The 22,651-nt window shown below is 72.3% G+C and carries 20 protein-coding genes and 1 pseudogene; 8 read left to right on the forward strand and 13 right to left on the reverse strand.

The features are described 5' to 3' along the window. Nucleotides 1–141: 141 nt before the first annotated feature. The 11 genes from kynU to ACIRS4_RS18370 form a co-directional block, all read right to left on the reverse strand. Nucleotides 142–1,341: a kynureninase gene (gene kynU / locus ACIRS4_RS18320; protein WP_404196586.1), complete on the reverse strand. Its 1,200-nt coding sequence runs from the start codon at nt 1,339–1,341 to the stop codon at nt 142–144. Continuing rightward, nucleotides 1,334–2,173, reverse strand: coding sequence for a tryptophan 2,3-dioxygenase family protein (locus ACIRS4_RS18325; protein ID WP_404196588.1), 840 nt, complete (start codon nt 2,171–2,173; stop codon nt 1,334–1,336). The genes kynU and ACIRS4_RS18325 overlap by 8 nt, the downstream gene beginning before the upstream one ends. Nucleotides 2,174–2,413: 240 nt before the next feature. Further along, nucleotides 2,414–2,827 carry a DUF3151 domain-containing protein gene (locus tag ACIRS4_RS18330; RefSeq protein WP_404196591.1) on the reverse strand — a complete coding sequence of 138 codons (414 nt, stop codon included), beginning with the start codon at nt 2,825–2,827 and terminating at the stop codon, nt 2,414–2,416. A gap of 168 nt (nt 2,828–2,995) precedes the next feature. Then, nucleotides 2,996–4,984, reverse strand: coding sequence for an Ig-like domain repeat protein (locus ACIRS4_RS18335; RefSeq protein WP_404196596.1), 1,989 nt, complete (start codon nt 4,982–4,984; stop codon nt 2,996–2,998). A 244-nt stretch (nt 4,985–5,228) separates the two neighbouring features. Beyond that, nucleotides 5,229–6,260 carry a class II fructose-bisphosphate aldolase gene (gene fbaA / locus ACIRS4_RS18340; protein WP_404196599.1) on the reverse strand — a complete coding sequence of 344 codons (1,032 nt, stop codon included), beginning with the start codon at nt 6,258–6,260 and terminating at the stop codon, nt 5,229–5,231. Nucleotides 6,261–6,393: 133 nt separating this feature from the next. Beyond that, nucleotides 6,394–6,942 carry an orotate phosphoribosyltransferase gene (gene pyrE / locus ACIRS4_RS18345; RefSeq protein ID WP_404196601.1) on the reverse strand — a complete coding sequence of 183 codons (549 nt, stop codon included), beginning with the start codon at nt 6,940–6,942 and terminating at the stop codon, nt 6,394–6,396. 35 nt (nt 6,943–6,977) lie between these two features. Beyond that, entirely contained in the window at nt 6,978–7,766 is a 789-nt protein-coding gene (locus ACIRS4_RS18350) for an aldose 1-epimerase (protein WP_404196604.1), read from the reverse strand. Nucleotides 7,767–7,803: 37 nt separating this feature from the next. Next, entirely contained in the window at nt 7,804–8,607 is an 804-nt protein-coding gene (locus tag ACIRS4_RS18355) for an SRPBCC domain-containing protein (protein WP_404196607.1), read from the reverse strand. 85 nt (nt 8,608–8,692) lie between these two features. Continuing rightward, a complete protein-coding gene (locus tag ACIRS4_RS18360) occupies nt 8,693–10,228 on the reverse strand; it encodes a polyamine aminopropyltransferase (RefSeq protein ID WP_404196609.1) in 1,536 nt (511 codons plus the stop codon). Nucleotides 10,229–10,293: 65 nt separating this feature from the next. Beyond that, the gene (locus ACIRS4_RS18365) at nt 10,294–10,869 is read right to left on the reverse strand and encodes a DUF2617 family protein (RefSeq protein WP_404196612.1); all 576 of its coding nucleotides are present in this window, start codon (nt 10,867–10,869) and stop codon (nt 10,294–10,296) included. 413 nt (nt 10,870–11,282) lie between these two features. Beyond that, the gene (locus ACIRS4_RS18370; protein ID WP_404196615.1) at nt 11,283–11,576 is read right to left on the reverse strand and encodes a hypothetical protein; all 294 of its coding nucleotides are present in this window, start codon (nt 11,574–11,576) and stop codon (nt 11,283–11,285) included. Between the two features lie 140 nt (nt 11,577–11,716). Here ACIRS4_RS18370 and ACIRS4_RS18375 point away from each other — a divergent pair, with 140 nt between their 5' ends. The 6 genes from ACIRS4_RS18375 (at nt 11,717) to ACIRS4_RS18400 (ending at nt 19,441) form a co-directional block, all read left to right on the forward strand. After that, complete coding sequence (locus ACIRS4_RS18375) at nt 11,717–12,913, forward strand: pyridoxal phosphate-dependent aminotransferase (RefSeq protein ID WP_404196618.1); 1,197 nt, start codon at nt 11,717–11,719, stop codon at nt 12,911–12,913. A 617-nt stretch (nt 12,914–13,530) separates the two neighbouring features. Beyond that, the gene (locus ACIRS4_RS18380; protein ID WP_404196620.1) at nt 13,531–14,112 is read left to right on the forward strand and encodes a hypothetical protein; all 582 of its coding nucleotides are present in this window, start codon (nt 13,531–13,533) and stop codon (nt 14,110–14,112) included. Between the two features lie 2 nt (nt 14,113–14,114). Beyond that, entirely contained in the window at nt 14,115–15,398 is a 1,284-nt protein-coding gene (locus tag ACIRS4_RS18385; protein ID WP_404196623.1) for a peptidoglycan-binding protein, read from the forward strand. After that, nucleotides 15,395–16,105: an ABC transporter ATP-binding protein gene (locus ACIRS4_RS18390; RefSeq protein ID WP_404196626.1), complete on the forward strand. Its 711-nt coding sequence runs from the start codon at nt 15,395–15,397 to the stop codon at nt 16,103–16,105. Before ACIRS4_RS18385 ends, ACIRS4_RS18390 begins: the two co-directional genes overlap by 4 nt. Next, nucleotides 16,102–17,415, forward strand: a complete 1,314-nt coding sequence (locus ACIRS4_RS18395; protein WP_404196628.1) for an ABC transporter permease — start codon at nt 16,102–16,104, stop codon at nt 17,413–17,415. Before ACIRS4_RS18390 ends, ACIRS4_RS18395 begins: the two co-directional genes overlap by 4 nt. A gap of 391 nt (nt 17,416–17,806) precedes the next feature. Continuing rightward, a complete protein-coding gene (locus ACIRS4_RS18400; RefSeq protein WP_404196631.1) occupies nt 17,807–19,441 on the forward strand; it encodes a sensor histidine kinase in 1,635 nt (544 codons plus the stop codon). 48 nt (nt 19,442–19,489) lie between these two features. Here the strand turns inward: ACIRS4_RS18400 and ACIRS4_RS18405 are convergent, their stop codons facing one another. Next, a complete protein-coding gene (locus tag ACIRS4_RS18405) occupies nt 19,490–20,179 on the reverse strand; it encodes a response regulator transcription factor (protein WP_404196635.1) in 690 nt (229 codons plus the stop codon). A gap of 221 nt (nt 20,180–20,400) precedes the next feature. On the opposite strand from ACIRS4_RS18405, the pseudogene ACIRS4_RS18410 reads away from it, so the two are divergent. Both ACIRS4_RS18410 and ACIRS4_RS18415 read left to right on the forward strand, forming a co-directional pair. Beyond that, nucleotides 20,401–20,643, forward strand: a pseudogene (locus ACIRS4_RS18410) (aminotransferase class I/II-fold pyridoxal phosphate-dependent enzyme); the annotation flags it as partial. Between the two features lie 270 nt (nt 20,644–20,913). Further along, a complete protein-coding gene (locus ACIRS4_RS18415; protein ID WP_404196638.1) occupies nt 20,914–21,237 on the forward strand; it encodes a hypothetical protein in 324 nt (107 codons plus the stop codon). 195 nt (nt 21,238–21,432) lie between these two features. On the opposite strand, the gene ACIRS4_RS18420 is transcribed toward ACIRS4_RS18415, so the two are convergent. Continuing rightward, nucleotides 21,433–22,347: a hypothetical protein gene (locus tag ACIRS4_RS18420; RefSeq protein ID WP_404196641.1), complete on the reverse strand. Its 915-nt coding sequence runs from the start codon at nt 22,345–22,347 to the stop codon at nt 21,433–21,435. Nucleotides 22,348–22,651 lie beyond the last annotated feature (304 nt).

The raw sequence follows: 22,651 nt of genomic DNA on the forward strand, positions 1-22,651 counted from the left end.
TGACCGCCCGCCGCCACGGAGCGGAAAGCAGGCAACCGCACCCCGCGGCATGGCCGCCCGCAGTCATGGGGCGGAAAGCGGGCAGCCGGGCGCCGCGAGTGTCACCGCTGCCCGCGACTCGTGGACGTTGTCGCCTGCGCCTCAGGGAGCCAGGGTCTCCGCCAGTGCGCGGGCGGCCCTTTCCACGTCCGAGTAGGTGACGTACAGCGGGGTGAAGCCGAAGCGGAGGATGTCGGGGGCGCGGAAGTCGCCCACCACGCCTCGGGCGATGAGGTGCTTCATGACGGTCGCGGCGTCCTCGCAGCGCAGGGCCACCTGACTGCCGCGTTCCTCGTGACGCACCGGGGTCAGTGACTCCACGCGGCCCTCGGGGACGTACTCCGTCACGCACTCCAGGAAGAAGTCCGTCAGAGCGAGGGACTTGGTCCTGACAGTGTCGATCGAGACGCCCTCCCACACCTCCAGGGCCGCTTCGAGCGCCAGCATGGAGAGGATGTCGGGGGTGCCGACACGCCCCCGCAGCGCCCCCGGGGCCGGCTCGTAGGCGGGGCGCATGCCGAAGGGCTCGGCGTGCGAGTTCCAGCCGGGGAGCGGGGAGTCGAAGCGGTCCTGGAGGTCCCGCCGGACGTACAGGTACGCCGGTGAACCCGGGCCGCCGTTCAGGTACTTGTAGGTACAGCCGACCGCGAGGTCCACGCCGTGCTCGTCGAGGCCCACCGGCAGCGCGCCCGCGCTGTGGCACAGGTCCCAGACGGCGATCGCGCCCACCGCGTGCACGGCGGCGGTGAGCGACGGCAGATCGTGCAGCCGCCCGGTGCGGTAGTCGACGTGGTTCAGCAGCACCGCCGCCGTGCGGTGCGACAGGGCCGCCGGGACGTCGGCCGGGGCGAGGGGGCGCAACCGGCAGCCGGTCATCCGGGCCGCCGACTCCGCTATGTAGCCGTCCGTGGGAAAGGTGGTCGCGTCGACGAGGATCTCGTCACGCCCCGCTCCACGCTCCGCCGTCGCGATACGCACCGCCCCCACAAGTGCCTTGAAGACGTTGACACTTGTCGAGTCGCCCACGACGATCTGGCCGGCCGCCGCGCCCACCAGCGGGGCGATGCGGTCGCCGATCCGCTCGGGCGCCGTCCACCAGCCGCTCTCCTCCCATGAGCGGATGCGCAGTTCGCCCCACTCACGGCGGACGACGTCCTCCAGCCGGCCGGGCACGGACGCGGGCAGCGCGCCGAGCGAGTTGCCGTCCAGGTACACGTCCCCGTCGAGCAGGAACTGAGACCGCTTGGAGGCCAGTTGGTCGTCGGCGTCCGACTTCGTTGCCTTGGAGGCGAGCTCAGACATGGGACCTCGCCGTCCACAGCTCCGGGAAGACGTTCTTGCGGGCGCGCTTCTCCAGCCAGGCCACACCGGCCGAGCCGCCCGTGCCGGTCTTCGCGCCCATCGCGCGCCGGGTGGCGACGAGATGATCGTTGCGCCAGCGCCACACCAGTTCGGCGACATCGGTCAACGCCTCGCCCAGACGGGCCAGTTGGTCGCTCTCGTCACCCGAGTACAGGGCGGTCCAGGCCGCCTCCACCTCCGGCGACGGCTCGTACCGCAGCGACACGTCACGCGTGAGCACGGCCTCGGGGATCGCGTGCCCGCGCCGCGCGAGCAGCCGCAGCACCTCGTCGTAGAGGCTCGGCTCGTGCAGGGCCTTCTCCAGCTCGTCGTGGACGCGGGGCGCGCCGCGGTGCGGGACCAGCATGGACGCGGACTTGTCGCCGAGCAGGAACTCCATCCGCCGGTACATCGCCGACTGGAAGCCGGATCCCTCGCCGAGGGCGGAGCGGTACGCGTTGAACTGGGCCGGGGTGAGCTGCCCGAGCGGCTTCCAGGACGCGTTCAGCGCCTCCAGCTCCCGTACGGAGCGCTTCAGGGCGGCGATCGCCGTCGGCACGTCGTCGGAGCGCAGGGCGTTCGACGCCGTCTCCCACTCGTGGACGATCACCGTGAACCACAGCTCCATCACCTGGGTCGTGACCAGGAAGACCATCTCTCCGGGGTCGTCGGAGAGGGTGTGCTGGAGGTGGGTGAGCACGTCCGCCTTGACGTAGTCCTCGTACGGCGTCGTGCCTGCGAAGTCGAGGTTCGGGGTCTCGGGCTCGAGAGCCCCTTGAGCCTCCTGGGACATCGCTGTCTCCTGTTGTGTACTCCGGGTAGCGGTCCGCCCCTGCCGTTTTCGACAGGGGGCCCCGGTCCCCACGGGCATCCTCCGCAATCGTCACCCGAAAGTGCAAGGCCCGCCTGGTCACACTCGGGAGCGCAAGGCCCGCCTGGTCACACCCGGAAGCGCGAGACCCGCCCGGTCACACCCGGAAGCGCGAGACCCGCCCGGTCACACCGGACGGGCCCGCTGCCGTACGGCCGCCCGCTAGCCCAGCGTCTGGGCCGCCGTCGCTGAGGAGTCCTTCAGGAACTGCGAGCAGCGCTCGTACTCCTCCTGCTCCCCGATCGCTCCCGCGGCGCGGGCGAGGGCGTGCAGGGCGCGCAGGAAGCCGCGGTTCGGCTCGTGCTCCCAGGGCACCGGGCCGTGGCCCTTCCAGCCGTTGCGGCGCAGGCTGTCCAGGCCGCGGTGGTACCCCGTACGGGCGTACGCGTACGACTCGACGACGCTGCCCCGCTCGAACGCGTCGTCCGCGAGCTGGGCCCAGGCCAGGGAGGACGTGGGGTACCGGGCGGCGACGTCGGCGGGAGGCGTGCCGTCGGCGAGGAGCTCGCGGGGCTCGGGCTCGTCGGGGAGGTGGGTCGGGGGCGGGCCCCCGAGGAGGTTCTCGTGAATGGACATGGCCTCCAGTCTGTCACCGACGCGGCGGACCTCCGGAAACCGGTCGAGCCCGGCGCCCCCTGGGGGACACCGGGCTCGACCACGGTGCGCGGACCGTCGGCCCGCGCACCGCGCGCACGTCACGCGCCGCGCACACCTCACGCGCCGCTCACGTCACCCGCCGACAGCTCAGCGAGTGAAGTTGAAGTACTTCCACGGCCCGTACACCGTGGAGTTCACGTTGTCGCCGTTGTAGCCGTCGATGTAGGCGGAGCGGACGCGGAAGCGGTAGCCGGCCGCACCGTCGCCGTCGAGGGTGACGAGCGACTTGCCGTCCCTGCCCAGCCCGAAGTACTCGGGGTCGCTGCCCGCGTACCAGGCGCCCTGGACGTAGACCTGGAACTCGAGACGGGTGTGCCGGCCCGGGTAGGGGTTGTGCCAGGTGGTGATGAGCGGGTCGGCCGTCTGGTGGTAGGTCTGGTACCAGGTGTTGCCGAACTTCGTCCACTTGTAGTGGCGCGAGAGGCTCGTCGACACGCCGGCGCGGGTGCGCACGCCGGACACGGCCTGGGCCCAGCCGTAGCGGGCGTCGCCGGCGAAGACCGCGGTGACGGTGGTGTCACGGCTCATCCACATCGACGCCGACAGCTTGCCCTTGGCGTTGACGGTGCCGCGCTTGAGCAGCCGCTTGGGCTCCGGGCCCCACGGGTCGGCCCAGATCTCCACGACACGGTTCTTGTAGGTCGGGCCGAGGGTGGCCGTGTACGTCACCGTGGTGGCGTAGTTGACCGTGAGGCCGTTGCGGTCCAGGGTCAGCGCGGCCTTGGCGTGGGCGACCTTGACCAGCGCGGTCCCGGAGGCGGCCGAGTGCTGGGCGTCCCCGGCGTAGGCGACCTTGTAGGTGACGTTGCCGGAGGCCGTCGGGGTGTCCGTGAACGAGAACGCCCCGCCCGCGCCGAGCTTCTTCGTCCCGAGCGCCTTGCCCTGGGGGGCCTCGACGTCGAACCGGGTCACGGTGAGCGGGGTCCCGGCGGGCAGCGGCAGCGTCGCGGCGACCGTGCCGGAGACGGTGAGCGCCTTGGCGCGCTGGGCCGTCGCCGGCGCCTTGACGGTGACCTTCGGCGCGGACTTGGTCGGCTCGTCCAGGACGTGCAGGCGCGGGTTGGTGTCGTAGTTGTTCGTCACCGCGAAGAGCCGGCCGCCGTCGGGCTCCCAGACCAGACCGCCGTCGACGAGTGCGTCCCCGCCGCTGCTGCTGCTGGTGTTCGGGAAGTCGTACGTGCGCACGGACTTCGTCTCTCCGGGCCGGTAAACGAAGACGTCGTCTCGGTACACCGAGCCGGAGCCCACCGCGACGGTGCCGTCGGGGGCGACGGCCACGGCCGCTCCGCTGTAGTCGCTCGGGTAGGTGCCCACCTCGGCGAGGTCCGACGTCTGGAAGACGTGGTGCACGTTGCCGGCGTTCGCCGTGATGAGACGGTTGCCGTCCGGCGTGTAGGCGAGATCATTGGTGATCCCGGACCAGGCGGTGGTGTTGAGCGCGGCGCGGGCCGCGGTGCCCGTCGTCACGTCGTACGTCGCGACGGCGAACCGGTGGTAGGAGGAGCTGGCGGCCGCGATGACGTTCGGGTTCGCGGGCGAGGAGACCAGGCGCGGGGCGCCCGAGTACTCGGTGTCGGCGTCCTGGTCCAGGGCGACGACGGGCTCGGCGCCGGTCACGTCGACCGAGCCGATCGCGCCGTCGTGGTCGCCGCCGTAGCCGAACCAGACCTTGCCGCCGGCGAGGGCGACGTAGCGCGGGTCGGTGCCCTCGCCGGTCGCGTACCGGGCCTGCTCGGTGACCGCCGCGGTGTCCAGGGCCACGACCGCGTCGGCGCCCGGGACGGCGGCGTACAGGCGGCCCGAGTCCGCGGAGAGCGCGAGGCCGGTGACACCGGGCAGGCCGGTGACGGAGCCCAGCACCCTGCCCTCGTAGTCGGTGGCGACGACCTTGCCGATGTACGGGTCGCTGATGAAGACCTTCTTGTGGACGCCGTCGATGACGACGTCACCCGTGGACCTGAGCGGCAGGACCTTGCTGCTGTCCGCCGCCGCCGAGCCCGCGCCGCCCACGATCAGCGCCGCGGAGCTGAAGAGGACCGCGAGTGCCGTCGCGGCCGAGAGAGTGCGCTTACGCACGATGAAGAGACCCCCCATTGGTCCTTCGCGCTCCCGACGGGAACGCGGAAACCGCCGCCCCGGACCGGGGCGCGGTGATCCGCAGAGTAGAGCATGCCCCTGACATCCCGCTTCCCGGATTACCGACGGGAGCGGCTTTCGGACACACGAGGGCCCGGCGCCGTGCGGGAACACGGGCGCCGGGCCCTCGACCTGCCGGAAACCGCTTGCCGGTCAGGAACTGCTCGTCTTCACCCTCAGGGGGTTACTTGATCTTCGTGCCCGCCGAGCGCAGGTGCTGCGTCGCCTCGACGACACGCGCCGCCATGCCCGCCTCGGCCAGCTTGCCCCAGGTACGCGGGTCGTAGGTCTTCTTCGAGCCCACCTCGCCGTCGACCTTCAGCACGCCGTCGTAGTTGCGGAACATGTGGTCGGCCACGGGACGCGTGAAGGCGTACTGCGTGTCGGTGTCGATGTTCATCTTGACCACGCCGTTCTCCAGCGCGGTCGCGATCTCCTCCGCCGAGGAGCCCGATCCGCCGTGGAAGACGAAGTCGAACGGCTGCGAGCCGGCCGGCTTGCCGAACTTGGCGGCGACGCCCTCGTTCAGCTCCTTCAGCAGGTCCGGGCGGAGCACGACGTTGCCCGGCTTGTACACGCCGTGGACGTTGCCGAAGGACGCGGCCAGCAGGTAGCGGCCCTTCTCACCGAGGCCGAGCGCCTCGGCGGTGCGGATCGCGTCCTCGGCCGTCGTGTAGAGGGAGTCGTTGATCTCGTGGGAGACGCCGTCCTCCTCGCCGCCGGTCGGCGTGATCTCCACCTCGAGGATGATCTGCGCGGCGCGGGCCTTCTCCAGCAGCTCCTGCGCGATGGTCAGGTTGTCGGCGAGGGTCTCGGCGGAGCCGTCCCACATGTGCGACTGGAACAGCGGGCCGAGACCCGCCTCGACGCGCTTCTGGGAGATCGCGAGCAGCGGACGCACGTACCCGTCGAGCTTGTCCTTCGGGCAGTGGTCGGTGTGGAGGGCCACCGTCACCGGGTACTTCTCGGCGACGATGTGCGCGAACTCCGCGAGCGCGACGGCGCCCGTCACCATGTCCTTGCTGTACTGACCGCCCAGGAACTCGGCGCCGCCCGTCGAGATCTGGATGATGCCGTCGCTCTCCGCCTCCGCGAAGCCGCGCAGAGCCGCGTGCAGGGTCTGGGTCGAGGTGACGTTGATGGCCGGGTAGGCGAACTTGCCTGCCTTCGCCCGGTCGAGCATCTCGTTGTAGACCTCGGGGGTTGCGATGGGCATTCGTCCGCTCCTTGGGTGTGCGGGTTGGCGATCTGCGTTGTTACGGCCCTGACCTAGACCTGGGGTGCGACGTCATCGTCGTCCCCATCTTTCCAGACATGGCCCGATGATCGAGCGGGTGTCCGCCCGCCGGTCAGTCCAGGCCCAGCTCGTCCTTGGCGTACGCGTACAGGTACGGCACGCCCGCGCCCTCCTGGATCTTCTCCGCGGCGCCGGTGGCCCGGTCCACGATGGTCGCCACGGCGACGACCTCGGCGCCCGCCTCGCGCACGGCCTCGACGGCGGTGAGCGGCGAGCCGCCGGTGGTGGAGGTGTCCTCGACGACCAGCACCCGGCGACCCCGGATCTCCGGGCCCTCGACGCGCCGCTGCAGCCCGTGCGCCTTGGCCGCCTTGCGCACGACGAAGGCGTCCAGCGAGCGGCCGCGCGCGGCGGCGGCGTGCAGCATCGCGGCGGCCACCGGGTCCGCGCCCATGGTCAGACCGCCGACGGCGTCGAACTCCAGGTCGGCGGTCAGGTCGAGCAGCACCTGCCCGACCAGCGGGGCGGCCTCCCCGTCGAGGGTGATGCGGCGCAGGTCGATGTAGTAATCGGCCTCGAGACCCGACGACAGGGTCACCTTGCCGTGCACCACGGCCTTGTCCTTGATCTGCTGCAGCAGCGCGCCGCGTGTGTCCGTCATGCCGGACAGCTTAGAGGCGGACCCGGAGGTGGAACTCAGAGGCGGTTCCAGCGCCAGGTCGTCGTGGTCTCCAGCGGCTCCAGGGGGGTGACCAGGCGCGGGCGGGAGTTCAGGCCGTCGGGCGGTCCGGTCTGCGGTTCCACGCACACGGCCGCCTCCTGCTCGTCGTAGACGACGACCCACTGCTCGGGGCTGGTCACCTTCAGCTCCAGCCGCCCCGGCCAGGTGAGGGTCACGTCCACGCCGCCGGGCATGCCGAAGCAGTCGTCCCAGGGGCCGGGCTTCGGCTCGACGCGCTCGCCGGTGGGCAGGTGGTCTTCGCCGCGCTCCTCCTGCCAGGCGGGGTCGAAGGCGATCCGCACGCTCTCGCCGCCGAGGTCGCGGTTGAACCAGGGGTGCCAGCCGATCTGCGCCGGGAAGGACGAGCCGTACGTCTCCACCGCCATGGACAGCGTCAGCGCGTCCTCGGTCAGCGCCACGATCTGGGTGACGCGGCCGGGGTAGGGCCAGGGCTCCACCAGGTCGTACGTCAGGACCGCCTCGTCGGCGGAACGGCGGGCCACCCGCCAGACGCCGTCGCGGACGGTGCCGTGGATGGCGTGCGGCGGGGAGTTCAGCGGCATCTGGTGGACGGCACCGCCGTCGCGGAAGCGGCCGTCCCTGATGCGCCCGCACCACGGGACCATCGGGAAGCAGCCGAACCGCTCCCCCTGGCGCAGCAGCTCCACGCCGCCGACGCGCAGCCCCGTGACCCGTCCGCCGTTGCCGGGCCGCACGGTCGCCTCCGCGTCGCCCGCGGTCAGCGTGATGTCTTCGTCGCTCACGGGACGACCCTACCCAGGCGATCAAGAGCGCGCGGGCTCAACGACGGCGGCGCAACGCCCTGCCGACGACGATCGCCGACGCGACGGCGAACGCGGCGGCGGGGGCGGCCCAGCGCAGGACGTCGTTGCGGGCGATGGTCTCCGGGGCGGGGACGGGAGCGTAGCGGCCGCGCGGCGGAGCGTGGTCGACCTCCTCCGCACTGCGCCCGATCATCGTCCGGCGAGCGTGCGCGGCTTCGGCGGGGGGGCCGTCCAGGTCTTCGGCGGGTTCGGTGCCGGCGCCGGCTTCGGGTTCGGCGCCGGTGGGGAGGCCCGAGGGGGCTTCTTCGGCGGGAGTTCCTTCGGCGGGGGTTTCCGAGGCGGGGGCTGCTTCGGCGGGCTCCGGCGCGTCGGACTCCGGGCTCCCCCCGGAGGCCTCCGCCGCCCCCTCCCCCAGGTTCTCCGCGAACCGGTTCAGCAGCCGTGCGACGGCCGAGTCGACCGCGTCCGCCGGGAGTTCGGCGATCCGGCCCGCGGCGGACGCCGTGCCCTCGAAGAGGAGGGTGGTCCCGCCCTCCGACTCCCGCAGTCGCACGGTGAGCGCAAGCTTGACCGTGCCGCTCCCGCGGGCCTCGATCGCGTCGCCCTCCACGGCGTAGCCGTCGTCCTCGCGCGCGGTGACGCTCAGGGCGCCCCGGTAGGTGATGGTGTGGCCGGCGACGCGCAGCTTCAGCCGGCCCGCGACGGGCTCGGTGCCGGCGTCCTGCTGGAGCCCGGGAACGGCCCGGGCCACCTGCTCGGGGTCGGCGAGGGCCGCCCTCAGCCGCTCGGCCGGAACCGGAACGAACACCTCTTGCTCCATAGATGCGGAGCCTACCCAGGCCCACGCCACCACACCTCCCCTCCGCCAGAACTGGCCCCCTGGCGGAAAGCCGTCAGTGACGCCGTCAGTAACGCGGATGCACCAGCGTGGAGGCCCGCAAGCCCTCCGTCCGGCGGCGCAGCTCCCGCTCGCCGGCGTCGAGACGGAGCTCGGGCGGGCGGTCTTCCGCGGCCAGGACGAAGCCCCAGTCGCCGTCGCCGTCCGTGCGGTAGGCGGCCGTGCGCAGGCCCGCCGCGCGCAGTGTGGTCTCGACGGTCCAGAAGGCGTGGGGGCGGGCGGCGACCGGGCCGGCGTGGACGGCGAGCCGGCCCGCGGGGCGCAGGGCGCGGCGGACGAGGCCGTAACACTCCTGGGAGTACAGCTTGGCGCCGGCGGTCTCGCCGGGATCGGGCAGGTCGGCGATCACCACGTCGTAGGCGGCCGGGGGGATCTCCCGCAGGCGGTCGAAGGCGTCGGCGACGGTGACGTGGACGCGCGGGTCGTCCAAGGCGTGCTCGTTGAGGCGGGAGAGCGCCGGGTCGGTGCGGGCGAGGCGGAGCAGCCGGGCGTCGGGGTCGACGACGTCGAGACGGTCGACGCCGGGACGGGCGAGGACCTCGCGGGCGGCCAGCCCGTCGCCGCCGCCGAGGAGCAGCACCCGGCCGTGCGGGCCGCGCATCGCGGGGCGGACCAGCGCCTGGTGGTAGCGGCGCGCGGCAGGGCCGCCGCCGCGGAGCCGGCCGTCGAGGTAGAGGCCGACGGGGCCGCCGTCGGCGTCACCGGTGAGGACGACCTCCTGGACGCCGGTCCGCAGCGCCACCCGGACGTGGTCGCCGTACATCGCGTGCCGCGCGGCCCGTTCGAAGTCGTCGACGAGGACGGCGGCGGAGGCGAGGACGCCGAGGACGGCGATGCCGGCGGCGACGAGGGTCCAGCGGGCGCGGCGGGTGAGGTCGCGGCGGAACAGGCCGAGGACGAGGGCGCCCCCGGCGACCACGTTGACCGCGCCGGTCAGCAGGGAGCTGGTCAGCTGGCCGAGGAGCGGCAGCAGCAGGAAGGGGAAGGCCAGTCCGCCGACGAGCGCGCCGACGTAGTCCGCGGCGAAGAGGTCGGCGACCGCGCCGCCCGCGTCCTGACGGCGGATGCGCTGGATCAGCTCCATCAGCAGCGGCACCTCGGCCCCGATGAGCAGGCCGATGGCCAGGGAGAACGCGACGATCAGCACCCGGGGTCCGTCGGCCCACAGCCCGCCCCAGTCACCCGTCCAGGCGAACGCCGCGTACAACGCCATGGCGCTGCAGCCGCCCACCAGGGCGAGCACCACCTCGATCGCGGCGAATCCGGCGGCGGCGAGCCGGCGCAGCCGTTTGGCGGCGAGGGAGCCGATGCCCATCGCGAACACCATCACCGACAGCACGACGGAGGCCTGGGTGACCGAGTCGCCCATCAAGTACGAGGCGAGAGCGACCAGTTCGAGCTCGTACACCAGCCCGCAGGCGGCGCAGACGAAGACGCACACGAGGACCAGGAACCGCCCGGTGCCCTGCCGGACGGGCAGCCGCGCGGGGCCGCGCCAGGGGGGCGGGGCGCCGGGCGGGGCTGGTGCGTGCGACTCGATCACGACTGCGACGTTACGTCACGAGTGCGGCACGCTTCGTCACCCACACGTGTGGAACCCGGCGTAGGTCACGCGCCCCGCGTTTGAGCCGCCCTCGGCAGGAAGTCGCCGTCGGCGGACGGGCCGTCGGCGAGCGCCGGCACGCGCACACCCACCCTCGTGCGCGTCGCCACCAACTGCCCGTCCTGCGGGTACGCGTGCCAGGTGCGCCAATGGACAGCCCCCTCGCGCCGTTGGGCGACCAGCGCGGTGAAGGCGTGCGGGCTGCCGGGGAAGACGCCGGCCAGACCGTGCGGGTGCCCGGAGACGAGGGCCAGCAGTTCCTGCGCGCGCACGGCGAACTGACTGGACGTCAACTCTTCTACGTGTGCGGCGAATTCGTACTCCCAGTCGCCCACCCGCTTGGCCACGCCGAGCGGGAGCGGGGTGCTGCTGCCGGGGAGGCAGGCCACCGTCTCCGAGCAACTGCCCTGCTCCTCCTCGAGCAGCACCTGGTGCGAGGCGCCGAGGAGTCGCAACTGGACCTGAGCCCCGGACAGTTCGAGGTCGAGGGTGGCCAGGGCGGGCAGCGGTTCGCGCCCCAGGGCCCAGGCGAGGTCGGCCGCGCGCGTGTCGGTGTAGGACGTGTGCAGGGTCGTGAGCATGACTCGGCTCCGCTAGAACGCAAAGAAGAGGGAAGGTCCGGCACGCCCCGGCAGACACCGGGAGGTCGCCCGGTCGGCCCGTTTCCTGGGAAGGACGTCCGCGCGGGACGTCCGTCGGGGTCCGAGGGGCTGCGTTGGTGGATTAGAGGGAATCATGAACGGTGGCGCCGCCACAGCGTTTTTACCCAACTTAGTGGGGTTTCCATCCCCTAGGGGGCTCCACAGCTCAACTGTTCAACCACGGCGTACGCCATGCGGCCCTCGCGCACCACCGCGCGCGCCTGCGCGCGACCCCCGAGGCGGCGCAAGGCCCGGTGAGGCCGGACATGGTGCGACCGCGAGGGACGCCCCGGTCAGGAGCGGACCCTCGCGGTCCGGATACGGCTCCCCCCAGGGAGCTCAGCTGCCCCGTGTCAGCTGCCTCCGCCGCATCCGCCGCCTCCGCCGCAGGACGAGCCGCCTCCGCAGGAGCTGCCCGACGACGAGCCGCAGGAGGAGCTGCTGCCGCAGGAGCTGCCCGAGGACGAGCCGCAGGACGAGCCGGCGCCGCCCCCGCCGGCCCACCAGCCGCTGCTGTGGCCGCCCCGGCCGCCCGTGCGGCGTGCGCCCGCGCCGCGCCGGCGGGACGAGCCGCCCGTGCGGGCGTGTGCGATCAAAGACGCGACGAGCACGATGACGGCCGCCGCCAGGATGAGGCCCAGGAGCATGGCGTCACCCTCCTTTCGAATCCCCCGAAGCGGCCCCCCGTGGGCGCCTCGCGCGGCGTGTGAGCGTCGCGTGCACGGGGGATTCCCATCCGCCGCGCGGGCCAAAGCGCACTTGAGGAACTCCAGAGCTTCGGCGCAGGATGACCGGCATGACCTCCACCGCACGTCCCTTCCTCAACCGCCGTCTCACCGAGTTCGGGACGACGATCTTCGCCGAGATGTCCGCCCTGGCGGTGGCGACCGGGGCGATCAACCTCGGGCAGGGCTTCCCGGACACGGACGGCCCCGAGGAGGTGCGGGAGGCGGCGGTACGGGCGCTGCGGGACGGGCGCGGCAACCAGTACCCGCCGGGGCCGGGCGTCCCCGAACTGCGGACGGCGATCGTCGAGCACCAGCGGCGCCGCTACGGGCTGACGTTCGACCCCGACACGGAGGTGCTGGTCACCGCCGGCGCCACGGAGGCCGTCGCCGCCTCACTGCTCGCGCTGCTGGAGCCCGGGGACGAGGTCGTCGCCCTGGAGCCCTATTACGACTCCTACGCGGCCTGCATCGCCATGGCGGGCGGCACGCGGGTGCCGGTGACGCTGCGGCCGGACCCGGAGCACGCCCGCTTCCGCCTGGACCTGGACGAGCTGCGCGCCGCCGTCACCGACCGCACCCGGCTGCTGCTGATCAACACCCCGCACAACCCGACCGGCACCGTCCTCACCCGTGCGGAGCTGACCGCGATCGCCGAACTGGCGGTGGAGCGGGACCTGCTGGTCGTCACGGACGAGGTGTACGAGCACCTGGTGTTCGACGACGCCGAGCACGTGCCGCTGGCGACACTGCCGGGCATGCGCGAGCGGACGGTCACCATCTCCTCCGCCGGAAAGACCTTCTCCTTCACCGGCTGGAAGGTCGGCTGGGTGACGGCGGCCCCCGCGCTGGTCACGGCGGTGCGGTCGGCGAAGCAGTACCTGACGTACGTCGCCTCCGGCCCCTTCCAGTACGCGGTCGCCGAGGCGCTGCGCCTGCCGGACACGTACTTCTCCGCGTTCCTCGCGGACATGCGGGCCAAGCGGGACCTGCTCTCGGCGGGACTGACCGCGGCCGGCTTCGCGGTCTACCGTCCCGCGGGCACGTACTTCGTCACCACGGACATCCGCCCCCTCGGCGAGACCGACGGCTTCGCGTTCTGCCGCGCGCTGCCCGAACGCGCCGGGGTGGTGGCCATCCCGAACGCCGTGTTCTACGACCACCGCGACCAGGGCGCACCCTTCGTCCGCTTCGCGTTCTGCAAGCGGACAAGCGTGCTGGAGGAGGCGGCGTCCCGACTCAAGTCGCTGGCCGCGTAGCAGCCGCACGGTCCGGGCTCCTGCGTGGACCTCAGCCCCGCACCGCAGGAGTCACATGTCAGCAGACACCGTCACGACGCTGGGGCACGATGCCGGCGAGCGTTTCGACGACACGAAACCGCACGTCGCCTTCCTGCGCCACGGTCTCCCCTCTCACTCCGGGCGGCCTGGCGCCTGCATCGTCTGCGGTGCAGGCTGTTGCGGCCCTGCCTCTTCATTGATCCCGTGCTGGATCGGCGCTGGATACTCTGCCCCGGTGTCAGGAGTGCTCAGGTGTCGTAGACGGTGGAGCGATGCCCGACGTGTACGACCCACACCACCAGCTCGCCGTTGCAGGTGTGGGCCGCGGCCGTGGGCCGGTGTCCGTCTCATGGCGGGCCGGTTCGACGGCGCGTGACTGTCGGCCTGCCGCACCGGGCAGTTCCGGCAACGCGCGCTCGCCGAGCGGTTGATGCCGCGCCGTCGTCGCGCGGGAGTCGCCGGCTGCCGTGGTGTTCCGTCCGAAGCGCACCGCATGATCGGATGACAGGTTCTTCAAAGGTTCTTCATCACCTCCGGCCTACGGTCGGCAGGCCCGCCGCGCCTGCGGTCGGGCGCGACAGGAGGCGGGAGAACCGATGAGGACGAACCGGGTGCTGATGGCCGTGGTGACGGCGTCGGTCATGGCGATCACCCTGGCCGGCTGCGGGGGCGAGGGCGACACTCCGAAGGTCCCGACCGCGGGCGGTGACAAGGCGTCCGGCAACGCGTCCGGCAAGACGACCGCGCCGAGCGGCGGCGACGACGTGGCCGCGTACGTGAACGCCCAGCGCGAGTGGGTGAGATGCCTGCGGGAGAACGGGGTCGACGCCCCCGACCCGGACGCCGTGGGGCAGGTCGACTTCGGCGACAACGCGGCGCTGAAGAAGAACACGAAGTTCCTGGACGCCTCCGAGAAGTGCGCCTCGCTCAAGGCGGCCGTCCCCGAGAGCCTCGAGAACGCCGGCCGGCCCAAGCTCACGCCCGAGCAGATCAAGGTCAAGCGGGACTACGCCGACTGCATGCAGAAGAACGGCGCCCCCGACTTTCCCGATCCCGGCCCCGACGGGACCGCGCAGGGCTCCGAGTGGAACCAGACGTCGGCGGGGGCCAAGCGTGCCACCCGGGTCTGCGCTCCGATCATCGGTGACCCGGCGGACCAGCCCGCGGGCAAGGGCTGACGATGGCGGAGACGGTTGTGCAGGCCGATCACGAGCCCGGGGCGGCTCCCGCGCCGCCGCCGCGCGGTCGGCCCGGACGGCGAACGGTCCTGGTGGCGTCGGCTCTGGTCGTCGTGGCGGCAGTCGCCGTGGCCGGTGCGCTGGGCCTCGGCGGAGGCGGGGCGGAGAAGGGCTCCTCCGCCCCGCCCCGCTCAGGCTCCACCGTCCCGGTCACCCGGACCACACTGGCCGAACGCACCACGGTGGACGGTCAGTTGGGCTACGGCACCGAGATACCGCTGCCGGTCAAGGCGACGGGCACCGTGACCTGGCTGCCCGCGGAGGGCACGACCGTGGAGCGCGGCGGCACTCTGCTGCGCGTCGACGACCGGCCGGTGGTGCTGCTGCACGGGACGCTGCCGATGTACCGGGAGCTGGGCCTGACCACGGGCACCCGGCAGGGCACGCGGCAGGAGACCGGGGCCGAGGGGGACACCCGGGACTCCGGTGGCCGGGGCCGCACGGACGAGACCTCCGGGGCTCCGGACCCCTCCGGATCGGCGACGCCCGGCGGCGCCGGGACCGGGGCCGGAGGGACAGCGGGCACGCTGCGCGGGATGGACGTCCTGCAGTTCGAGAGCAACCTCGCCGCTCTCGGCTACACCGGCTTCACCGTCGACGAGGAGTTCACCGACCTCACCGCCCGCGCGGTCAAGCGCTGGCAGAAATCCCTCGGACTTCCCCAGACCGGCACGGTCGGCATCGGGGACGTCGTCTACTCCGCCGACAAGGTACGGATCGGCCACGCGAGTGTCCGGCTCGGCTCGCCGGCCACCGATGACGCCCTCACGTACACCGGTACGTCTCGGAAGGTCGTCGTCACCGCCTCGGCGGCGGAGGACTCCTGGGCCGTGCGCCATACCGCCGTCACGATCGGGCTGCCCGACGGGACATCGGTGAAGGGCGAGGTGGCCTCGGTGGGGAAGAGCGCGACCGCACCCGAGGAGGGAGGCGGGGAGGGTGACTCCGCGGCGCCCACGGTTCCGGTGACCATCACCGTCAACGACCAGAAATCCGTGGGACGGCTGGAGAGCGCGCCGGTCACCGTCGAGTACGTGGGGCGGGAACGGGCGGACGTCCTCACCGTCCCGGTCGCCGCACTGGTCGCCCTGGCCGAGGGCGGCCACGGCCTGGAGACCGCGGACGGCCGGTTCGTCGCGGTGAAGACCGGGCTCTACGCGGACGGCCGGGTGGAAGTGAGCGGAAGCGCGGTGCGCGAGGGCATGGACGTGAGGATCCCGGAGTGAGCGGAGCATCGGCGGTCGTCCAGTTCGACGCGGTCTCCAAGACGTACCCCGGCGGTGTGGCGGCGGTACGGGACGTGACCTTGCGCATCGGGCGCGGCGAACTCGTCGCGGTCGTCGGCCCGTCGGGCTCGGGCAAGTCCAGCATGCTGAACCTCATGGGCAGCCTCGACCGGCCCTCAGAAGGGCGGGTGCTGGTCGACGGCCACGACGTGGCGAAGCTGACGGACCGTGAGGTGTCGGCGCTGCGGGCCACCCGGATCGGCTTCGTCTTCCAGCAGTTCCATTTGGCGGTGGGGGTTCCGGTCCTGGACTCCGTGGCCGACGGGCTGCTGTACGCCGGAGTACCGCTGCGCCGCCGCCGGGCCGGCGCGGCGGCGGCGCTGGAACGGGTCGGCCTCAGCCACCGCGTCCACCACCTCCCGCACCAGTTGTCCGGCGGCGAGCGCCAGCGGGTGGCGGTGGCCCGGGCGGTGATCGGCGAACCGGCGGTCCTGCTGGCGGACGAGCCGACCGGCAACCTTGACTCCGTCTCCGGAGAGGCCGTACTCGGTCTGCTGCGCGAGCTGAACGACGCCGGGACCACGGTCGTGATCATCACCCACGACCGGGAGACCGCGGCCCGGCTGCCCCGCCGTATCGAGATGCGCGACGGCCGCGTGGTGGCGGACACCGCGGCCGATGCCGCGCCGAGAGAGGCGGGCCGATGAACGACGTAACGACGAACGGCCCGCCCATGGACGACGCCCCTCCGACGCTGCCGTCCGGCCCCCGCGGGGGCGGCGGACGTGGCCGCGGACGAGCGGGCGACGGCTTCGGTGGCACGGGCGTCGGCCGACTGCGGGCCGCCCGCCTCGGTCCTCAGGACATCGTGCGGCTCGGCGGGACCGGGCTGCGGACCCGTCCCCTGCGGATCTTCCTCTCCGCGCTCGGGATCGCGATCGGCGTCGCCGCCATGATCGCGGTGGTCGGGATCTCCGGCTCCGGCCGGGCGGAGGTGGACCGCCGGCTCGACGCGCTCGGCACCAACCTGCTGCGCGTCGCCCCCGGCGACTCGCTCGACGGCACCGAGGCCGAACTGCCCCACGAGGCCGTCGCGATGATCGGCCGCATCCCGCCCGTGCAGGACGTGGCCGCCACCGGCGCGACCGACGCGCACATCTACCGCAACGAGCGCATCGCCATCGGACGCACCGGCTCCCTCGAGGTCCTTGCGGCCGACCGGCGTCTGCTCCCCGCCGTCGGCGGCCACGTCCGCCGGGGCCGCTGGCTGGACTCCGCGACCGAGCAGTACCCGGCGGTCGTGCTCGGCTCCACGGCCGCGGGCCGGCTCGACGTGCACACACCGGGGACCCGGGTCTGGCTCGGCGACCGCTGGTTCTCCCTCGTCGGCGTCCTCGATCCCGTACCGCTCGCGCCGGAGCTCGACAGCGCGGCGCTGGTCGGCTGGCCGGCGGCCCGGACGTACCTGCGCTTCGACGGCCATCCGTCGACGGTCTACGTCCGTGCCGAGGACAGCCAGATCGCGGCGGTACGGGCCGTGCTGCCGGCCACGGCGTACCCCGAGAAACCGGGACAGGTACAGATCTCCCGGCCCTCAGACGCGCTCGCCGCCCGCGAGGCCACCGAGTCGGCGCTCACCGGGCTGCTGCTCGGCCTCGGTGGCGTGGCGCTGCTCGTCGGTGGTGTCGGGGTCGGCAACACGATGGTCATCTCGGTCCTGGAGCGGCGCCCCGAGATCGGCCTGCGCCGGGCTCTGGGGGCGACCCGCGGTCAGATCCGGACCCAGTTCGTGACGGAGTCGCTGCTGCTGTCGCTCATCGGCGGCCTCGGCGGGACGGTGCTGGGGACGGCGATCACGGCGGCCTACGCCCTCAGCCGCGACTGGCCGACGGTCGTCCCGGCGTGGGCAAGTGCGGCGGGGATCGGCTGCACCCTGGTCATCGGCATGATCGCCGGACTGTATCCGGCGGTACGGGCGAGCAGGCTGTCACCGACGGAGGCCCTGTCCGGCTCCTGAGCGGCCCGTCCGTCGAACGGGTCGGGGGCGGCCGCACGCGTCAGGGGCGGCCTCGGTGGGACGGCCCCTGACGCACACCATCAGTCCTGCTCGCCGGCGCTCCTGCGGGAGGGTCGGCGAGCGTGCTGGAAGCCGCGCCCTCGGCCGTCCTGTTCCAGGAGCCGCTGTCCATGCCGGAGGAGCTGTGAATGCGTGCTCTGTCGGCACCGCTTCCCCAGGCCGTCGGATGACACCAGAGTGATACCGCGACCACTACTGCCCATGCGAGACCGGACACACCGGAAGAGGAAATGCGCCACTCCACAGTCCTTCCGGCCGGAAGCGCCCCCTCGACGAGCATCCGAGTCCCGGTGCGCACACACGTCCTGGCAGACGGGCGGGGTGTCACGCGATGAGCTTCCGGCTCCGGGTACTCGGCCTGCTGATGCTGGTCGCGACGGCTGCCACCGCCGCCACCGGCTGGCTGACCCTGCGGCAGGCGAACCGTCAGGTCCAGGAGAGTGTCACCGCGGGACGGCAGGAGGTCTCCCGGATCACCGGCGACCTCCGCGCGTACGGGTTCGCGCACGGCACCTGGGAAGGCCTCTCGCCGACGGTGCGGCGCCTGGCCGAGGACACCGGCCAGCGCATCCGGGTCGCCACCGAGAACGACGTCCTCCTCGCCGATTCCGACGCGCTCGAAGGCCGTGCCCCCCGCCCGGTGAGCAACCAGCCGGCCGTGCTGGTCGACCCGCGTCCCCTCCTGCGGATCCCCGCGCGACAGCTACCGCGCACCTCGATGAAGCTGACGGCGACCGCGATCGCCCAGTACCGCGCCGAAGCGGTGTACGCGGCCTGTCTGACCCGGGCGGGGGCCGAGGTGACGGCCCGGCCGGACGACACCGGCGTGCCGCGGATCAGCACAGAGCGCCGGCCGGAACAGTGCGAGGAGCCGAAAGGCGAACCGGACCCGCAGACTCCGCGAGACCTCGAGGTGATCCGGACCTGCGAGTCGGAGCAGCCGTTCACCACCTGCCTGCAGCGGGTGTTCAACGAGCGCGTGGGCTCCGCCGCCCCGCCACGCCTGGTGATCCGTCTCGGCGTCCGGGACGAGTCCCCGCCCACCCTGGCCGCGGCGCCCACGGTGGCGGTCGCAGGCGGCGTCGCCCTCGCCGCCGTGCTCGGCGCCCTGCTGCTGAGCCGGGCGGTGCTGCGCCCGGTCCGTGCCATGACCCTGGCCGCCGGGGGGCTCGGTGAGGGAGACCTGGGACGGCGGGTGCCCGTCTCCGGCCGGGACGAGATCGCCCAACTCGGCCGTGCCTTCAACCGGATGGCGGAGTCCATACAGGCGGGCGAGGAACGCCAGCGCCGCCTCACCGGTGACATCGCCCATGAGCTGCGCACCCCGCTGGCCAATCTGCGCGGCTATCTGGAGGCCCTGCGGGACGGGGTCGTCGAGCCGACCCCCGAGCTGCTCGACTCCCTCCACGAGGAGGCACTGCTGCAGCAGCGAATCGTCGACGATCTGCAGGATCTCGCGCTGGCCGAGGCCGGTGCGCTCACCTACCACCGGGTGCGCGTCGACCTGCGCGAGCTCCTCGAAGCCGCCGGCACGGCTCACCGGGCCCAGGCCGACGCGGCCGGTGTCGCGCTGCGGCTGGAGGCGCCGCGCCCTGTGGACGTCGTCGCCGACGCCGACCGACTGCGCCAGGTCGTCGGCAATCTGGTCGGCAACGCGCTGAGGGCCACGGCACGGGGCGGCACGGTGACACTGGCCCTGGCCCGGCACGGCGATCTCGCGTTCCTTCACGTGCGGGACAGCGGAAAGGGAATACCCGCCGAGGACCTGCCGCATCTCTTCGACCGCTTCTGGCGGGCGGACGCTGCCCGGGGCCGCGCCACCGGAGGAAGTGGCCTGGGGCTTTCCATCGCCCGCCAGATCGTGACCGACCACCAGGGGACGATCGCCGTGGAGAGCACCGTCGGCGTCGGCACGACCTTCACCGTCACGCTCGCCACGACCGGGCCGTCGGCCGACGCCGGCTGATCGGCCCAGGTCAGGACCCCGCGCGCACTGTCCTCCGACCGACCGCCCCTAGCGGTCCACCAAGCGGTATCCCCGGCCGTACACGGTCTCCAGGTGGCGCGGCCGGGCGGGGTCGTCCCCCAGCTTCCGGCGCAGGTTGCGCACATGGGCGTCCACCGTGCGCTCGAGCACGTCGCTGTCGAAGCCGAAGGCGCGCTCGATGATCCGGGCCCGGGTGAACACCCGCCCCGGCTCGCGGGCCAGAGCCTCCAGTATCGAGAACTCCTTGGAGGTCAGGGCCACCGGCCGGCCCGCCACCCGGACCTCGAAGCGGGCGGTGTCCAGTTCGACCGCGCCGACCCGCAGCACCTCGCTCCCGGCCGCGCCACCCTTCCTGGAGCGCCGCAGCAGCGCCCGTACGCGCGCGGTGAGTTCGCGCGGGCTGTACGGCTTGCTGAGGTAGTCGTCGGCCCCCAGGTCGAGGCCGAGGAGCATGTCCTCCTCGGTGCTGCGCGCGGTCAGCAGCAGAATCGGCACCTCGTGGGCCTCGGCACGCAGAATGCGGCAGACGTCGAGTCCGTCGACGAGCGGCAGCATCACATCGAGAACGATGAGATCCGGGCCCGTCGAACGCGCCCGTTCCAGCGCTGCCCGGCCGTCGGCCACGACCTGCACGGCGTTGCCTTCCCGTTCCAGATAAATCCGTATGAGACGAGACTGTTTTTCGTCATCTTCGGCGATCAGGATGCGCGCGCTCAACGATTCTCCTCAGCGAGGCCCTGCACGATTCCAGCACCGTTGATATCAACGCACCTCCGGAATTCCCCCCTCCGGAAAACCCCGGGCCGCCCGCACTGGCTGCACAGTACCGCGAGCGGATCATCCTTCGGCTCGGGCGGCATCCGGGGTGCTGAGCCGATCCGGATAGGAGATGCTCCCGGTAGACCTGCCCGACATGCGAATAGGCATACGAACAAGGAGTCGGCTGGGCGACGCGGCCCCGCGCCGTTCACGGCGGTGCGATCGGCGAAGCAGTACCTGAGCGTCGCCTCCGGCCCCTTCCAGTACGCGGTCGCCGAGGCGCTGCGCCTGCCGGACGCGTACTTCTCCGCGTTCCGCGCGGACATGCGAGCCAAGCGGGACCTGCTCTCGGCGGGACTGGCCGCGGCGGGCTTCGCGGTCTACCGCCCGGCGGGCAATACTTCGTCACCACGGACGTCAGAAACCCGCAGCCGGCAGTGACTCGACAGGCCGATGCCGCACACTGGCCGCATTCGCTGATCTCGACGACGCCGAACTCCGAGCCGCAGTGAGCGAGACGTGGGACGCCTTTCGTCACCCCTGAAGCGACCCCGTCGCTTCGTGCTCAACTCGCACACGGGGGCCGATCCGCTCGGTCTGACTCCATGTCCCGCCTCGTACCCAGAATGGCGGCTGGGAACTGCGGAACCATAACCCACCCACTGCCGTATTCATTGACCTATGTTGATCACATGGAATCCCGTGAATTCATCGACATGGCACGCAGGATCCTGGACTTCGAGTCCAGGGTGCGCGAACGTGCGGCCGACGAGATCACCGACCGGCTGAACGCTTATTCACCTGCGCAGGCTTCCGCACTGGCAACGCTGCTGTCGGCGACTGCAGCCTCCGAGAAGGAGGACGGGGCCCTGGAATCCGAGCTCCACGCCATCCTTGAACTGATGTCAACCGGGCATGTCGGCCTCGACCACATCTCACCGCTCCGGGAGATCCGACTCAGGGAGCAGTTGCCGCCTGAAGTTCGCGAATACGTCACCGACATGCTCGAAGGTTGAGGCGAGAACCTTGCTGGCGTGCGGAGGAAACTTCGCTCTTCGGAACCGCGAGGCGAATGGTGACTTCCATCCGCTCTGGAGTGAACGATGGAGGGCCGGCTGTCCCGCCGTACAGCGCCGGCAGGCGTGCTGCTCAATAAACGCTGGCGAATTGGATCGCCTCAATGGATTCCTGCATGGCCGGAGAGCGAGCGGTCAGCCGGCCGCTCGTAGAAGGCTTCCGGTGTGGTGGTCGCGGCAGTCTCTGCAGTGGCCGGGCTCCGGCGCGCGGAAGGCGCGTTCGCAGCCGTCGCAGGTGTGGAAGGGGAGTACGGGCGAGCGCTCGACGATCGGCGGGAGCGGTGCCGGGGTCGGCGCGGGCAGCGGCGTCGCCCTGAGGCGGTAGGCGAGGATGGCCGCCGGGCGGGTCAGCAAGCAGTCGGGCAGCCGTGCGGTCAGCATGTCGGTGATCCGGGCGGCCGTGACGTCGGCTGCGAGCCACTGGGAGACGGCCGGAGCCAGACGGACCGCCTCCGCCTCGGACAGGACCAGGCGTGAGTCGACTCGGCGGAGTGAGGCGAGCACGGCGACCGCCTCCGGGTCGGCGTCGGCGAGAGGCGTCAGCTCCTCCGGCTCGGGCGGGGGCGTGAGCATCGGGGAGCGCTCGCGATGGTTCTTCTCGGCCGCGGGAGCCTCGCGGGGGCGGGGCGGCTTCGGGGACCTCGGCGGTCTCGGGGACTTCGGAGGCTTCGGCGGGCCGTCCGGGTCCGGGCCGGGATCGCCGGGTGGGACGTCGTAGAAGAACGTCCTGGTGCGGACCTGTCCGGTGGGCGTCCGCTCGCGGCGGCGCTCGAGGTATCCGGCCGCTTCGAGCTCCCTGAGGGCTCGGGAGATCAGGATCTCCCCCTCGTCGAAGTGCTCGCACAGGGCGGTGATGGTCACGGGCGAGCCGTCGGGCAGCGAGGAGATGTACGTCGCGACGCCGATGGTGACCGCGCTGCCGCGCCGCTGGGCGAGGGCGTTGGCCACCACGGTGAAGTCGGTCGTGAGGCGGGTGCGGACGTGGATCACGCCGGAAGTCGGAGTTCCGGCGTCGGCGCGCGAGGGCGCGTTAGACTGCGGGCCAGCCATCAGGAAGCTTGCTTCTTCCTGATCGGTCAGGCCCTCGTTCGGGATGCCAGTCCCGGCCGGGGGCCGTCGTCTGTTGCGGACGTGGATCACGCCGGAAGTCGGAGTTCCGGCGTCGGCGCGCGAAGGCGCGTTAGACTGCGGGCCAGCCATCAGGAAGCTTGCTTCTTCCTGATCGGTCAGGCCCTCGTTCGGGAAGCCACTCCCGGCCGGGGGCCGTCGTCTGTCTGCGGTTGTCGCGGTGAACGTAGCCGTCCGCGTCCCGCCCCTGCAAGCCGGTCACTCGGACGGGTGACGCGGGCCCTCC

It is taken from the genome of Streptomyces sp. NPDC101166 (assembly GCF_044768125.1).
In the GTDB taxonomy this organism is placed as follows: Bacteria; Actinomycetota; Actinomycetes; order Streptomycetales; family Streptomycetaceae; genus Streptomyces.

Coding starts and splice junctions, on each gene's coding strand:
- kynU (WP_404196586.1), bottom strand. CDS start 1,341: ATGTCTGAGCTCGCCTCCAAGGCAACGAAGTCGGACGCCGACGACCAA.
- ACIRS4_RS18325 (WP_404196588.1), bottom strand. CDS start 2,173: ATGTCCCAGGAGGCTCAAGGGGCTCTCGAGCCCGAGACCCCGAACCTC.
- ACIRS4_RS18330 (WP_404196591.1), bottom strand. CDS start 2,827: ATGTCCATTCACGAGAACCTCCTCGGGGGCCCGCCCCCGACCCACCTC.
- fbaA (WP_404196599.1), bottom strand. CDS start 6,260: ATGCCCATCGCAACCCCCGAGGTCTACAACGAGATGCTCGACCGGGCG.
- pyrE (WP_404196601.1), bottom strand. CDS start 6,942: ATGACGGACACACGCGGCGCGCTGCTGCAGCAGATCAAGGACAAGGCC.
- ACIRS4_RS18355 (WP_404196607.1), bottom strand. CDS start 8,607: ATGGAGCAAGAGGTGTTCGTTCCGGTTCCGGCCGAGCGGCTGAGGGCG.
- ACIRS4_RS18365 (WP_404196612.1), bottom strand. CDS start 10,869: ATGCTCACGACCCTGCACACGTCCTACACCGACACGCGCGCGGCCGAC.
- ACIRS4_RS18370 (WP_404196615.1), bottom strand. CDS start 11,576: ATGCTCCTGGGCCTCATCCTGGCGGCGGCCGTCATCGTGCTCGTCGCG.
- ACIRS4_RS18375 (WP_404196618.1), top strand. CDS start 11,717: ATGACCGGCATGACCTCCACCGCACGTCCCTTCCTCAACCGCCGTCTC.
- ACIRS4_RS18380 (WP_404196620.1), top strand. CDS start 13,531: ATGAGGACGAACCGGGTGCTGATGGCCGTGGTGACGGCGTCGGTCATG.
- ACIRS4_RS18385 (WP_404196623.1), top strand. CDS start 14,115: ATGGCGGAGACGGTTGTGCAGGCCGATCACGAGCCCGGGGCGGCTCCC.
- ACIRS4_RS18395 (WP_404196628.1), top strand. CDS start 16,102: ATGAACGACGTAACGACGAACGGCCCGCCCATGGACGACGCCCCTCCG.
- ACIRS4_RS18400 (WP_404196631.1), top strand. CDS start 17,807: ATGAGCTTCCGGCTCCGGGTACTCGGCCTGCTGATGCTGGTCGCGACG.
- ACIRS4_RS18415 (WP_404196638.1), top strand. CDS start 20,914: ATGGAATCCCGTGAATTCATCGACATGGCACGCAGGATCCTGGACTTC.
- ACIRS4_RS18420 (WP_404196641.1), bottom strand. CDS start 22,347: ATGGCTGGCCCGCAGTCTAACGCGCCCTCGCGCGCCGACGCCGGAACT.